We start from the raw sequence: 14,382 nt of genomic DNA on the forward strand, positions 1-14,382 counted from the left end.
TCAACTTATAAAAACATTCTTTGTTTTTATATTTAAAAGTTATGTAATTAGTATAATTTTTTATAGTTATATTATGTTTTTATATATTGTAATTTGTAAACTTTTGCACTATTTTAATGCAAAAAAGGCCTGTACTTATCAATACAGGCCAATGTGATTTTCTTATTGAAATTTAACGATATTGTGGTTGGTAACCTAGGTACGCTTCGATCTGGTCATAGCACCATTGGAAAATAAATGTGTAGACTAAAATACACATGGTCATACTAAAATCGAGCAAAATCGCCTGCCATAAGGTCATATGCATGGCATAAGCCACCATTGGGATGGTTGCAAGCATTAAGCCGCCCTCAAATCCAATCGCATGCAAAACACGTACACCAAAGGTTCTTTTTAACTTTCTTTTTGCTTCAAATTTTTCAAAATAATGATTAAAAATCATGTTCCAAATCACAGAAGTGACCGCCATCGCAATACCGAGCGTACCTGTCACCTCCATCGGAACTTTAAAAATAAAACTTAATGCAATAGCAATGATCACCAATAGGATGATTTCATAGCTTAGCGCATGAATAATCCTTCTCTTGGAAATCGTCATTTTGAAACACTCTATTATTTGTAAAAAACACATTTTATTTTTATATTATTGATTAATCGAGTTAGGTTCTTTCAATATTATTGAAAGGTTGTATTTCTTTATTTTTTGAATGCACATGAATATTAATCAAGAACAACTGATGATTTTTAAAACAGTCATGGAAACAGGATCATTTTCCGCAGCTGCCAGACAACTCGGCAAAGTACCTTCGGCTGTCAGTATGTCCATTGCAAATTTCGAAATTGATCTCAACCTTAAACTGTTTGAGCGCGTTGGTCGTGAACCTGTGCCCACTGCTCAAGCGCTAAACCTGTATGAAAAAACTGAACAATTATTGATAGAAATTAATCAGTGGAAACAGCATGCAATTGCGCTGAGTCATGGTTTAGAGTCTTCACTGAATATCGTGGTGGTATCAGAGCTACTACATACGCAGTGGACCAACTATATCTCTTTGCTAGAAACTCATTTTCCATCTTTGCAAATCAATATTTTTTCTGCGCCTCAAGAAGATGCCCAAAAGATGTTATTACAGGGTCAAGCGCAGCTTGCTCTAATGTTTGAACGTGAACAGCTTGAGAGTTATGAACAATTTGTCGAATTGAAGCGTGAAGCATTGGTTCCTGTTGCTGCGACAAAACATGCCCTGTCGAAATTTAAGCAAGTCAGTTTTGAGCAAATTTTGCAAAGTCGGCAAATCGTGGTTGCAAGTCGTGATAAAAGCATCAAACCAGAGTTGTTATTTTCCAAACACAGTTGGCGTACAGATAATCACCACTCTGCCTGTTCTATGATTATTCAAGGTCTGGGTTGGGGTGTGCTTCCCCTCGAGATGTTTAATGAAAATCCGACGCTCAAAGATCAACTCAAAATCTTAAGCTTTCAAGATTTCACACCCAAATTTGAATATTTCGTCGACTTGGTCTGGAACCGTGAAAAACCACTCGGCTCGGCTGCTCATTTTTTGATTAATCACATCCGAAATTCACGTAAAAATACGATTTAGACCACCTAATTAGGCGTTTTTTGGTTGGGTTCTAAACAGATTGTGTTATAAAAGTATGTACACCAAGAACATTAAGAACTAGATTTCAAATGACTCAAAATGCGTTAAACCAATTAAAAAGCCTAACAACGATTGTTGCTGACAGCAGTGATTTAGCTGCGATTAATACATTCCGTCCATTGGATGCGACCACAAATCCATCTTTAATTACAGCAGCGGCAAATCAACCTGAAAATAAAGAACTGATTGAAAGTGCTATTGAACAAGCGCGTAAAGAAGGTTATCAAAATGATGAGCTGGTTGAGCGCACCATCGATATTCTTACGGTCAAATTTGGTGTAGAAATTTTAAAATTGATCGAAGGACGTGTCTCTACAGAAGTCGATGCAGCCTTGTCCTATGATACTGATGCCACCATTGCAAAAGCTAAAGAGTTACTGGCTTTATATGAACAGCATGGTATCGATCAAAACCGTATCTTAATTAAAATTGCCTCAACGTGGGAAGGCATTCAAGCCGCTAAAGCCCTTGAAGCCGAAGGCATTCACTGTAATCTGACGCTATTGTTTGGCTTACATCAAGCTCAAGCCTGTGCAGATGCTCAAGTCACACTGATTTCGCCATTTGTTGGTCGTATTTTAGATTGGTACAAAAAAGCTGAAAATGTGGATAGCTACCCGATTGAGAAAGATCCGGGCGTGTTATCAGTGAAGCAGATTTACCACTACTACAAACAACATGACATCAAAACTGAAATTATGGGTGCTAGCTTCCGTAGTATTGATCAAGTGCTTGGCTTAGCAGGTTGTGATTTATTGACGGTTTCACCGAATTTATTGGCAGAACTGGAAAAAGATCAGCGTACCGTGGAAGTGCAATTGTCTAATCATCATGCGCATGCACACTGTCAACACGATGTACAAGTGCTCGACAAGCAAACTTTCAAAGCTGAAGTTGAAAAAGACTTAATGTCTTTCCAACTATTACAAGGCGGTATTGATGGTTTTATTAAAGCCCGTGAGCAATTAAGTAGCTTACTGCGTCAAACTTTTGGCTTAGATGCTGAAATAAAAGCATAAATTAGAAATTTTCAGTTTCATCTAGAACTGAAGTTGTATACTACAGCTTCGGTTTTTTATTTGAGTGTCTTCAGTGTTTGGAATCACAGACTTAACGACCTTTATTATTGGTACGATATTAATTGTGATTTTACCCGGGCCAAATTCACTTTATGTCATGTCTGTTGCTTCTCGCTATGGCATTAAGGTCGGCTATTTAGGCGCTTTTGGCGTTTATACTGGCGATTTGATCTTAATCTTACTCACTGCTCTCGGTGCTGCATCCTTACTTCACGCCTTCCCTTGGTTATTCTTATTATTAAAAATTGTGGGTGCGCTGTATTTAAGTTATTTAGGTATCAAACTTTTCAAGGCTGCCTACCAAACATGGAATGCCGTTCAAACGCCAGAACAACTCGACACTAAACAACTGAGTTTGAATGAATTGAAACCGTTTAAGACTGCATTAACCATCAGTATTTTAAACCCTAAAGCCATTCTTTTTTACTTATCGTTCTTTGTACAATTCGTCGATCCTGCATATCCATATCCAGCGATTACATTCACCGCACTCGCGATCGTATTGCAAATTATCAGTATGAGCTATTTAACGATTTTGATCTTTTCGGGTGCAAAACTGGCTACCTATTTTGGCCATCGCTATAAATTTACGGCATGCTGTGTCGCAGCTGTTGGTCTTCTATTTTGTGGATTTGGTCTAAAGCTTGCGACATCTACCATGTAACCGACATGGGCAAAGTATTTCTGTTTTTTTACTTAAAAATCTATATGCCTTTAAACTTTTGAATGGTTGAAACATCCTCAATGTAGGTTGTCGATTCGTTCTATTAAAGTGCCGTTTGTTAAAGTGTCATTTGTGAATAAATAAAGTATATCCATAATATCTCGATGAGCACTTTTACTGTACAGGACTTGAGCGTATCATCCTGAAAAATGACATCCTAAATCTGCGCCAAAAATAGTCATAGCTCGATCATTATGCAAAAACTACTCCAAGACTTTTCCATTCCAGCTGCTTTTGCAGGTTTTATTACGTTCTTAGTCGGGATCAGTGTCTCGGCTGTTTTGGTGATCCAATCTGCACAAATGCTCGGTGCCAACACTGCAGAAATAACCTCTTGGTTTTGGGCTCTAGGTTTGGGTATCGGCTTAAGCGGGCTGATTCTGTCTTGGAAATTTAAATATCCCGTTGCGACTTCATGGTCCACTGCAGGACTGGCACTGATTTTAGCGACTGCAAATGGTTACAGCATGAATGCCGCCCTAGGTGCTTTCTTGGTCTGTGGCCTATTGACAGCAGTACTCGGATTTTTAGGCATTTTTGAAAAAATACTGCGCTATATCCCGCAAAGTCTAACCAGTGCAATGTTGGCGGGCGTACTTCTAAAATTTGGTATTGAGCTATTTGTCAATTTACAAAATGAATGGGCATTCGTTCTGGGTTTACTCACGGCTTATGTCATCAGTAAACGACTGTTACCACGTTATAGCATTGTCATTACGGTGATCATTGGCATTATGCTTTGTCCATTGTTACTTGGCTTTCAATTACCGGCGCTTAATTTAGAACTCGCACAGCCAGTTTGGGTCACACCTGAATTTTCGATCTCAGCAATACTGGGTTTAGCGCTACCACTCTTTGTAATCAATATGGCCTCTCAGTATTTACCGGGTTTAGCCATGATTAAAAGTTATGGTTATCAACCCCACGTCAATCAACTGATTGGTTGGACTGGGACAGCCCAAACGCTACTCGCGCCATTTGGATGTTTTAGTGTCAATATTGCTGCGATTAGTGCGGCAATCAGTCTAGATGACCAAGCCCACCCCGATGAGAAAAAGCGCTATATCGCAGGTATGACCTGTGGCTTCTTTTATATTTTGATGGGCCTGTTTGCAGCCACTTTGGTGAGTTTCTTAACCGCTTTCCCATTGGTGTTTATTACCGCTTTAGCAGGCATTGCCCTACTAGGCACCATTGGACACAACATCGTCATTGCTTTCCAAGAAGCGAGTGAACGTGACGCCGCTCTACTCACCTTCTTGTTTAGTGCATCGGGCGTACAGTTTTTTGGTATTGGCTCTGCATTTTGGGGTTTGGTCTTTGGTTTAGTCGTGCATGCTATTTTCAAATATAAAAGAAATTAAGCCCTCAGTTAAATAATTTGCTTCAAATAAAGAATGATACGCGGTAACGTCATCCGCATGTGTTTGAGATAGGACTATTTATAATCAAAAATGTTTTTGCGGTGAGGAGCAATGCTCCGCAAGATGGTTTCCTTACGTAGCACGATTCTCATTTTGCCGAATGAGAAACAACATTTCAAGAGTACCTCCAGCCGAAGGTTAATCCCTTTATTCAATCCCTAGATGTAAGACTCTGTCGAATAGACTTAAAAATAATTTTAAAAATGCGTAATTACTTTTACGTATGTAAAATCAGTTATTTAATCTCTTTCACTCGATACGTTCGGGCGATCAGTTCTTGTTTTAATAATTGGGTTTCGCTTTCGTCTTCCACTTCTGTAAAAGCGGTGAGCCAAATACCATCGGCTGCATAACGAACAATTTTCAGTTCGATATCCGAATCGGTCTGATGATGACGCTCTAAACGTGAGTTCATCCATTCGATCCAATATTCATTAAATGTTTTATCGGTCAGCATAGTCATCGAAATCGCGGACCAAGATTGTTGCAAACCCATGATTTGTTTTTCTAAAGTAATTTCAATATAGGCTCGGGTAAAGCGACCGTACGGCTCAGGGTCTTCGTCAATTAATCGATCTACGACTTCGTCTAATTGAGCCAAAAGCATGACGATCATGGACTCTAAGAGCTTTTGTTTGTTTGAAAAATGATGAAATACACCGCCTTTTGTGACCCCAACTAAATCCGCAACGGCTTGAATCGACACCCCGTTGACACCTTTATCTGCAGCAAGACGGATTGCATGCTGCAAAATACTTTGGCGTATCAGTTGAGGTTCTTTCTTGCGCTGATGCGGATTATCCATACTAGTGTCCAGCAGAAGTTGAAAACAGGTTAATTACGACCACACCTGAAACAATCAGGCCTATCCCTAACATGGCTGGGAGGTCTAAACTTTGACGAAAGATAAAGTAGCCAATTAGTGCGGTTAAAACAATACCAACACCGGCCCAAATGGCATAAGCAATACCAAGTGGTATGACTTTAATCACCTGAGACAATAAATAAAATGCCAAACAGAATAAAACTGCGACAGCCAATGAAGGCGCAAGTTTGGTAAAGCCTTCTGACTTCACCAAAAATGTCGAACCAATTACTTCTGAGATAATCGCCAATGACAGTAAGCCATAGGCCAATGTTACCGAATTCATTAATCATTCCAAAACAAACATACCAACTGGTAGGTATGTTATTAAGTTAGAGATTATTCTGCAAGCCTTTTAAATCTGTTTTTAATTTTTGACGGTCTGTGTGTGTTGTTGCAAAAATTCTAAAGTGCGATCAAAGGTCTGCTGGCTGGCCTTTTTACTCATCATAAATTGATATTCATGTACCAAAAATTCTTTCGAATCTGGATAAAAAACCGCTGTCACAGGTACATTATTTGCCTGCAATTTTTCTACAAAAGGCTCAGATTGCGTTTTGGTTAAAAAATCTTTATTACCACCGCTGATAAATACTGGTGGATAATTTGCATTAATATTTGAGGCCGTTGAAATACGCGTTAAAAACTCGGCATCATCTTTTTTGTCTCCGGTATACGCCTGAACTAAGTTATAGACGCCCCACTCGATCAGTCCAATCTCTGCGGGTGCAGTATTTACAAAGCTGTTTAAATCATAAATACCACAATGCAAAATCAGCCCTTTAAGCTGTGAAGGCTTTAATACAGGCTGAATCTTTGACGCTTGCGCAAAATCGGGATTCGTAACCAAGGCGGCATAATGACTGGCCATATTTGCACCTGCAGAATCCCCAGCCAAATACATATTTTGCGAATCAATGCCATATTGTGCCGCATGTAGATTCAAAAACGTCAGTGCTGCATCTATTTGGTTGAGCTGTGTGGGATAAATGGCTTCAGGTGCAAACTGATATTGAACAGAAACCACATTATAACCTTGGGCTGCGAGCCGTTTAAAATATCCACCTGCATGCTCTTTTGAACCTGAGACCCAACCGCCACCGTGGATCCAAACAATCGTTGGTCTTGGTGCAATCGCCATACTTGTTTCAGGTTGATAGATATCCAAGTTTAAATTTGGATTTTGTAGATATTGAATATTTGACTGCACAATAACATTGTCAGGAGCATGTAGGTTGATGAAGGTCTTTTGAACTTGCGTCGATAAATTAAAAGCACCTGCAATCACTTTGGTACTACTTTGCGTGTTTTGACAACCAGACAAATGCAACACTGAACACATGCTAAGTACAACCAACCCTGCTTTATATGACATATCAAACTATCCAATCGCATCAATTCTGTTATAAATCTTAGATTTAAAACTGTATATAGTTTAGGCTTATTTTCATAAAGTTCAAATTGATCTTTTAATCTCAAAATCCGAGAAAATTGGTCAATTTTATTTTAATATTTTTGAGCAAAGTCCGAGTTTTTTGCTCAGATTTATTTGACGATTTATCGACATTAATTTATGTAATTTTATGAATTTACAATATTTTTTAGATTAATAAATTGAACCATGCACGACAATGTGTTATCAATAATCTATAGGGTTTAAAAGCAAAATTACAGGAGATTGTTCCATGTCATATCAAAACATTTTAGTACCTGTCGATGGTTCAGAAATCTCGTTTTCTGCAGTAAAAAAAGCTGCAATTATTGCCAAGGCATTTAACAGCCAACTCACTTTAATCAGCCTTGTTGCTGAAGACCCATTTACCGATGCAGACTTCTATTATTCTTCATCAATCATGAAAGAATATTTCGTACAAGCTTACGCAAATGCAGAATCTGCATTAAAAGAAGCTGTGCAAATCACGACTGAAGTGGGTGTAGAAGCACAAAGTAAGATTATTAAAGGTCAAGTTTCTGCTGAAGGTGTAGTAGAAGCAGCCAATGAAGTGAAAGCCGATTTGATCGTGATGGGTTCACATGGTCGCAAAGGATTTAAGAAAATGCTACTCGGTAGTTTCGCACAAGATGTACTCAGCAATACTGAATTACCCGTGTTGGTTGTAAAAGCTTAAGATGACCAAGCCCACATCATGTGGGCTTTTTTGTATTCAGCACACCCTTCACTAATAAGCTTACCCTTTTGTCTAATTCATACAATATCGTGAATAGAGCAAGATTAGATTGATAACATTTAAAATATTAAGGAAGCAGATATGAGTCAATATCAACAAATTTTAGTCCCTGTGGATGAATCTCCAATTTCATATTCTGCTGTTGAACATGCCCTCAGCTTGGCTAAAAGTCAAAATGCACAAGTGACCATTGTCAGTGTTGTTGCTGTTGATCCATTCGTTGGTGTCGATTTCTATGCTGTGGCACCTGCAATCACTGAATATTTTATGCAAGCTGAAAAAAGTGCTCAGCTGCGTTTAGAAGATATCAAACAAACCTTTGTACGTGATGGTATCGAAGTTAAAACTCGTTTGATACATGGTGTATCGCCAACTGAAGGGATTTTACAAGTGGCTGATGAAATCTCTGCGGATTTAATCATCATGGGTTCACATGGACGCACAGGTTTGAAAAAAGCCATGCTAGGCAGCGTGGCACAAAATATTTTAACGCAGTGCCCAATTCCTGTTTTGATCATCAAGCAATAAACTAAGATTCAAAAAAAAGCCCTTCATTGAGGGCTTTTCTTCTTTTAGATCAATTAAACACGTTATTTAAATACACAATTCGTTCTGTAGTTTTCTGATTAAAGCATTTGGTATATTGCAACTCTTGATTTTGCGTATTCATCGCCTCATCCCAGTATTGCGAATGCTTTTGATAAGTCTCTTTTTCACTTTCATTTAATGAATAAACACTTTTTTGTGCAAGCACTTTACAGTCGATATCACGCTTTTCAAACCAGTCTGCTTGATCTTGCTGTAACTGCGCCTTTTGTTCATCACTAAAACGATCCCAAGTCTGATTGAGACGATCCACCACTTTGGCATTATCCTGATCTAGCTCTTTTTTTCGAATATCCATTGCCTTTTGTGCAAGGCTCATTTGTTGAGATTGACTCTCCATCCCTTGCTGATAGGATTCTTCGTTTCGCTTATTTTGAGCACTATATGCCGCATATAGCACCGCATGACGTGTCACTGTTACAACGCTATCAATTACGTCATTTTGACTTGGGACACTTAAACTTAAACCATCTTTGTCGGTTTTAGTGATGCTATAGCTAAAGTTCCCTTTAAGCTGATCATTGTCCATGCTTAAGCCTGACTCACCATCTTCGAGTGAATCATTCAAAGTATAATTACCACGTTCTTCACAGCCTTCATCACATGGTCGTTCAGCAAAGGCGTTTTCAGCACGCTTTTGTAATCCTTTCGGGAAAACCACCAACAATTGACTGCTACATTCCAATGTTTTGGCTTTATTCGGGTCTTCAGTTAAGGTCGTGACATTTTGAATGTTAAATTTTAGATTTTTTACAATCAGATCCATGAGTTGCTGATCGGCTTCATAATCTGACTGACGTATTTCTTTGTTTAATTCTTTGAGATATTCGTTTTTTAAATGATCTTGCAATTGGTCAATATTGGCTTGTGCAGTACAACTCCAATCTTCCAAAGCAGGCGCTTCCGTTTTGGCCTCAGCATCTTTTTTATTTTTAAAATTATCACAGCCATATATCAATGCCGCAGACAACATGAGGCTCGTGATGACTATTTTTTTCATTGTATAAGTACCATTATGATTTTATTCTTCGGGCGTATTTTACTCAAAATTACAGCGCTTTGACGAGAAAAATCCCCGCATGTGCAGGGATTTTTTATATATCATCTCATTTAGTACGGTTTTAATTGGTCTTTTCAGTTACGCCTTCGCTGGTGACATCTCGTACTTTACCATTCTCGGTATTTAAAACTTCAAACTCAATACGACGGTTTTTGAATTGACCTTCTTTGGTGCTGTTATCCGCTACGGGTTTTTCTTGACCATAACCCACCGCTTGAAGCTGTGCAGGATCAACGCCTTTCGACACCAAATAATCCACCACAGCTTGTGCACGCTCTTGCGATAAAGCTTTATTCGCTTCCGCATTACCCACAGCGTCGGTATGACCTTGTACAGTCAGATGTACCTGTGTAGCGCGCTGCAGCAATGCTGCCGCCTGATCCAAAATCGATTTATTCACGTCAGGAATATCAGATGAACCTGTCGCAAAATTAATAATTTGTAAGTTCAGCGCAGTCGCAACATCTAGCGCACGAACTTGCTCAGGGTTAATGCTCGCTAATGCTTTTTGTGCATCAGTAATACTGTTATCTACTGCTGTTTGTTCGCTCACGCCTTCTTGAACCAATACCGTCATATTTTTTGCTAAAGGCTTAATTTGATTGGCAAGGTTTTGAGCATCCGCAGGATTTTGCGACAAAATCGATAACTGATTTTCAGTCCAGGTTAAAGTGGTATTTGGTACACCTTTAAGTTTTTGCAGAACCGTTGGAATGGTATCTTGATCAATAAATTGAGTATGGTAACTGGCATCAGATGAAGCACCACAACCCGTATTAAAGTTAAAGATCTGTTTGACTTGTTGCTGCAAAATTTCAAGATAGTTTGAATCGCCTGTTTGAATTTGACAGTTGGTTAACTGCCCATCTGTACCGGTGCTAAATTGCAAATGTGCTGGCTGAGATGCAGCAGGCTGTGCAACTGTTGTTGCAGAGGTGGTTGGTTCTTCTTTATTAGTACAAGACTTAAACCAAAATGCGATCAGACCCAATAATATAAGCAGCGCAATAATTGGCAATAACCAATTCGAGCGTTTTTCTTCAACGATAACAGGTGTTGGTTCAACAACAGGCGCTTGGTGTAATGTACGGCCAGCTGCAGTGTTTACCCCTAAACCTGCGAGTAAAGGCACTGCCCATTGTGGTAGTGCCGCCAAAATGCTATCTGCATGATTATCAAGTAAATGCGTGATTGCGACGGGATCAGATGAACCCGCTTCATTTTCAAGTGCCCCTAAAGTTGGAGCTATAGAGTGGTTTAAGGTTTGCTCTATTTCTGACGTTGGAGCCGTACCGCCACCGAGATGTTGCAAAAATTGATCTTTTAATGTGGGATTTGCCGAAAATATATCACTAATACGAGGGTTTAACTGTTTTTGAAAGGCATCAATAAATTCAGGTTTGGATCGAAAAATATTTAACAGGAATGGAATAAACTGGCTAATGGCTGAATTTTTTTCAGTTAAGTGTTGTGTATCACCGTCCAGCACAATCGAGGAGACGTGCTGCTTAATCAGCGCTAATAAATCTATATTCATATTTGTACTCCATGCAGTTGTCATTATTTTCATGTGTACTTTAGTTTATATGCTTATTTTTTGATCAAATGTAATAATTTGTTCGGACTTGTCAGCGCGTTAATTTCTTTTCTATTTTCAATCTATTAATTTCAATCCTCATAAAAAAAGCCAGCCGAAGCTGACTTTTAGATATCAAATTAAAATGCTAGGACTCAACATTTTCCATGTTGAGCTTCAGCTTAAACGGCATAAAAAGCTTGAAGCACTTTACCTTTAACGGTGTGCTGAATTAATGGTGTGTTCTTACCATTTGACACAATCGTGTCTTTATTAATGGTCCACTCAAGTTCAGGATCAACAAGCACCCAACCCGCTTCATCTGCCCAACGTTGTTGCATATTGGCTACTTTAGCAGGTGCGAGTGTGACTTTCTCAACCCATTCCAGTGGGCTTAATAGGCCTTCTTGAATCAATTGAATACCAAAAGGTACATAGGTATCAAATGCAGTAAAACCGGGCTGTGTTTCAGCAAATGGCGCCATTTTCGCTGAGCTGCTCAGCGGCTCATGATGCGTACAAATTGCATCAATCACACCGTTTTTCACTGCTTGGCGGAGCAAGTCTCTATCTTGCTCAGAACGCAGCGGCGGACGCACATGCGCAAGTGAATTAAAGCCGTCGATCAACTGATCAGTTAAATGCAATTGGTGCATGGCTACATCGCAAGTCACCGGTAAGCCTTTCGCTTTAGCATGTTTAATTAATTCGACAGATGCGCCTGATGACAACAGACCAAAGTGCGCACGCACTTTAGTAGCTTCAATCATCAATAAATATTTTGCAATGGCTACGGTTTCCGCCAATGCAGGGATCATCGGTAAACCTTGACGAGATGCGACAAAGCCTTCATGCACACAGCCATCTTTGGCAATCTGCGGTTCTTCGGCATAGAACACAACGGTCATGTTCAGACCCGCAGCATATTCTAAGGTACGAATCACCACATCATCGTCCATAAATGGCGCATTGGCATTTGATACTGCTATACAGCCGCCTTTTTTCAAACCTGCCATATTCGCAGGCTGCTTGCCTAACAAGCCTTGAGTCTGCGCGCCAATCACCTGCAGATAAATGCCACCATCAATCATGGCTTTTTCCACCAGGCCATGAATCAATGCACCATTGTCTTGCACAATCGGTTTAGAGTCTGGCGGCGTAAACACATGCAAAATACCATTCGCACGCGCAGCCTTCCCTTCTGACTTTAAAGTTCCGTGCTGCTGCTGACCCGGCTCTCGTAGACGCGCGCAGAGATCAACCATACTTGGCATCAGCCATTTGCCTTGACCATCAATGGTTTCAGCGACATTGCTTTCGGCAACCAATCGGCCATTTTCAATATAAACTGTCTGTACGCTGTCAGTTTGATTGATTGGATCTAAGACACGTACATTTTCAACTTTAACAATACTCATGACTATCCCTTAAACCGCAATCGCTTCAATTAAACCTTTTTCTTGCAACTGACCTTGCATTGCCAAAGCCAGTACCGCCATACGTACCGCAATACCATTGGTCACCTGATGTAAAATCACTGACTGAGCACCATCGGCAATACTCGAGTCAATTTCAACACCGCGGTTCATTGGTCCCGGATGCATCACGATGCAGTCAGGTTTTGCCAAAGCCAGACGCTCTTTATTCAAACCGTACATTTTGTAGAATTCGGCTTGAGATGACAGCGCAGGAGAATCAATACGTTCATTTTGAATACGCAAGGTAATAATCACATCGCAGTCTTGAATACCGGCTTCCATGTTGTTGAACAGACGAACGCCTTCGCCATAGTCATCAAAACCATAAGGCAGCAAAGTATTTGGCGCAATGACACGAATATCTTTACAGCCCAATGTTTGCAATGCAGCGACATCTGAACGGGCAACACGCGAATGCTTAATATCGCCAATAATGGCAATGGAAATGTCTTCAAAATTCTTTTTGGTTTCGCGGCGAATCGTCAACATATCCAACATGGCTTGCGTAGGATGCGCATGACGGCCATCGCCTGCATTGATGATTGCCACATGCGGACAAACATCTTTGGCAATAAAATGCGGCGCACCTGACGATGAATGACGAACCACAAAAATGTCGGTCGCCATCGCTTCTAAATTCCACAAGGTATCACGCAGTGTCTCGCCTTTTGATGTACTTGAACGTGCAATATCAATGTTCAATACGTTTGCAGACAGACGTTTTGCTGCCGCTTCAAAAGTGGTACGGGTACGTGTTGAATTTTCAAAGAACAGGTTCATCACTGTACGACCTTCTAAAAGGTTGTTGGTAATTAGCTGATTTTGGTCATTAAAAAAGGACTGTGCAGTGTCCAATATTTTTGTGAGAGTTTCTTTAGAAAGGCCTTCGATGGTGAGGAAATGTTTTAAGTTACCATCTTGGTTGAGTTGAATCTGGCTCGGTGTATGCAATGCCGCCAAGTGCATGAGAGATTCCTTATCGTTAAGTTAACGCATTATACAGAGAATCTTGGCAAATGGCAGTTGAAGTTTTCAACGTTCAATGCAAACGTATGATGTTATTCAAAATGAATTTTCAAATTCCTATCTATCATTTCAATTAGATAAATTAAACGTTTTAAATTAAACTTCACCTTTACCCTTTCAAAAAGCCTTCAAACAGGACTTCAATCCATCTTTATTTTTAATTGAATTGGACACTTTCAAAAAATAAAGTTCAGCTATAAACAACCGTCTTCTGCACAGTTCAACAACTCTTAAAACATGAAAGAAGGTTGATACTTCAGGCTGTGCGCAGCAAGAAAAATATGCCTACTGCTCACAGCAGGATTGAATTAACGCAATGCGCCGATATAACGATGTGCAACCTGTGCTTTACAGATATCTTCAGCGGTTGGTTCGCTCATTAATATTTCTGTTGTTTCTGTTTGTACTGAACTGACCAACGGTTCTTCTGGTACTGAAACTGCAACTTCATGCAAATCCAACTCACTATGTAAACGTGCAACTAAACGAGATAATTCAGGATCAGCCGTTTCCAAAGCCAAGTTAGAAACAAAGCGTGCATATTCGACATTCTCAACCACATATAATACGTCAATAACCCGACCTGACACACGACGTAAACGCGCGTAAATTAAAGTGGCGATTGAAAATGCGTTTGATTGACTATTGATTGCCAGCCCTGTCATAAATACCCCTAATGATATCAATATTA

The 14,382-nt window shown here is 39.7% G+C and carries 15 protein-coding genes; 6 read left to right on the forward strand and 9 right to left on the reverse strand.

The features are described 5' to 3' along the window. Positions 1 to 172: 172 nt before the first annotated feature. Positions 173 to 598: a chlorhexidine efflux PACE transporter AceI gene (gene aceI / locus FTU62_RS03630; protein ID WP_078191799.1), complete on the reverse strand. Its 426-nt coding sequence runs from the start codon at positions 596 to 598 to the stop codon at positions 173 to 175. 115 nt (positions 599 to 713) lie between these two features. Here aceI and FTU62_RS03635 point away from each other — a divergent pair, with 115 nt between their 5' ends. The 4 genes from FTU62_RS03635 (at position 714) to FTU62_RS03650 (ending at position 4,831) form a co-directional block, all read left to right on the forward strand. After that, on the forward strand, positions 714 to 1,604 hold the full coding sequence (locus tag FTU62_RS03635) for a LysR family transcriptional regulator (RefSeq protein ID WP_180101864.1): 891 nt from the start codon (positions 714 to 716) through the stop codon (positions 1,602 to 1,604). A gap of 89 nt (positions 1,605 to 1,693) precedes the next feature. Further along, entirely contained in the window at positions 1,694 to 2,683 is a 990-nt protein-coding gene (gene tal, locus FTU62_RS03640; protein WP_180101865.1) for a transaldolase, read from the forward strand. Between the two features lie 73 nt (positions 2,684 to 2,756). After that, positions 2,757 to 3,407, forward strand: a complete 651-nt coding sequence (gene leuE / locus FTU62_RS03645) for a leucine efflux protein LeuE (protein ID WP_180093548.1) — start codon at positions 2,757 to 2,759, stop codon at positions 3,405 to 3,407. Positions 3,408 to 3,661: 254 nt separating this feature from the next. Further along, complete coding sequence (locus FTU62_RS03650) at positions 3,662 to 4,831, forward strand: benzoate/H(+) symporter BenE family transporter (RefSeq protein ID WP_180101866.1); 1,170 nt, start codon at positions 3,662 to 3,664, stop codon at positions 4,829 to 4,831. Positions 4,832 to 5,126: 295 nt separating this feature from the next. Here FTU62_RS03650 and FTU62_RS03655 read toward each other — a convergent pair whose 3' ends face one another. The 3 genes from FTU62_RS03655 to FTU62_RS03665 all read right to left on the reverse strand — a co-directional run bounded on the left by FTU62_RS03655 (position 5,127) and on the right by FTU62_RS03665 (position 7,131). Then, on the reverse strand, positions 5,127 to 5,696 hold the full coding sequence (locus FTU62_RS03655; RefSeq protein WP_180101867.1) for a TetR/AcrR family transcriptional regulator: 570 nt from the start codon (positions 5,694 to 5,696) through the stop codon (positions 5,127 to 5,129). 1 nt (position 5,697) lies between these two features. Next, the gene (locus FTU62_RS03660) at positions 5,698 to 6,042 is read right to left on the reverse strand and encodes an SMR family transporter (protein ID WP_078188613.1); all 345 of its coding nucleotides are present in this window, start codon (positions 6,040 to 6,042) and stop codon (positions 5,698 to 5,700) included. 81 nt (positions 6,043 to 6,123) lie between these two features. After that, complete coding sequence (locus FTU62_RS03665) at positions 6,124 to 7,131, reverse strand: alpha/beta hydrolase (RefSeq protein ID WP_180101868.1); 1,008 nt, start codon at positions 7,129 to 7,131, stop codon at positions 6,124 to 6,126. Positions 7,132 to 7,441: 310 nt separating this feature from the next. Here FTU62_RS03665 and FTU62_RS03670 point away from each other — a divergent pair, with 310 nt between their 5' ends. Continuing rightward, positions 7,442 to 7,885 (forward strand): universal stress protein, encoded by a 444-nt coding sequence (locus tag FTU62_RS03670; RefSeq protein WP_078191806.1) that lies wholly within the window; start codon positions 7,442 to 7,444, stop codon positions 7,883 to 7,885. Positions 7,886 to 8,026: 141 nt separating this feature from the next. Next, a complete protein-coding gene (locus tag FTU62_RS03675; protein ID WP_078188616.1) occupies positions 8,027 to 8,473 on the forward strand; it encodes a universal stress protein in 447 nt (148 codons plus the stop codon). A 49-nt stretch (positions 8,474 to 8,522) separates the two neighbouring features. Here the strand turns inward: FTU62_RS03675 and FTU62_RS03680 are convergent, their stop codons facing one another. From FTU62_RS03680 to FTU62_RS03700, 5 genes are all read right to left on the reverse strand, one after another. Then, positions 8,523 to 9,551: a DUF1311 domain-containing protein gene (locus FTU62_RS03680; RefSeq protein WP_180101869.1), complete on the reverse strand. Its 1,029-nt coding sequence runs from the start codon at positions 9,549 to 9,551 to the stop codon at positions 8,523 to 8,525. Between the two features lie 121 nt (positions 9,552 to 9,672). Next, positions 9,673 to 11,148: an OmpA family protein gene (locus tag FTU62_RS03685; RefSeq protein WP_180101870.1), complete on the reverse strand. Its 1,476-nt coding sequence runs from the start codon at positions 11,146 to 11,148 to the stop codon at positions 9,673 to 9,675. 221 nt (positions 11,149 to 11,369) lie between these two features. Next, positions 11,370 to 12,605, reverse strand: a complete 1,236-nt coding sequence (locus FTU62_RS03690) for a dihydroorotase (protein WP_180101871.1) — start codon at positions 12,603 to 12,605, stop codon at positions 11,370 to 11,372. 9 nt (positions 12,606 to 12,614) lie between these two features. Next, the gene (locus FTU62_RS03695) at positions 12,615 to 13,631 is read right to left on the reverse strand and encodes an aspartate carbamoyltransferase catalytic subunit (RefSeq protein WP_180093537.1); all 1,017 of its coding nucleotides are present in this window, start codon (positions 13,629 to 13,631) and stop codon (positions 12,615 to 12,617) included. Between the two features lie 368 nt (positions 13,632 to 13,999). Next, a complete protein-coding gene (locus FTU62_RS03700; protein WP_180101872.1) occupies positions 14,000 to 14,356 on the reverse strand; it encodes a hypothetical protein in 357 nt (118 codons plus the stop codon). Positions 14,357 to 14,382: the final 26 nt, after the last annotated feature.

Origin of the sequence: Acinetobacter sp. YH12126 (assembly GCF_013418745.1) — a bacterium.
Taxonomy (GTDB): domain Bacteria; phylum Pseudomonadota; class Gammaproteobacteria; order Pseudomonadales; family Moraxellaceae; genus Acinetobacter; species Acinetobacter amyesii.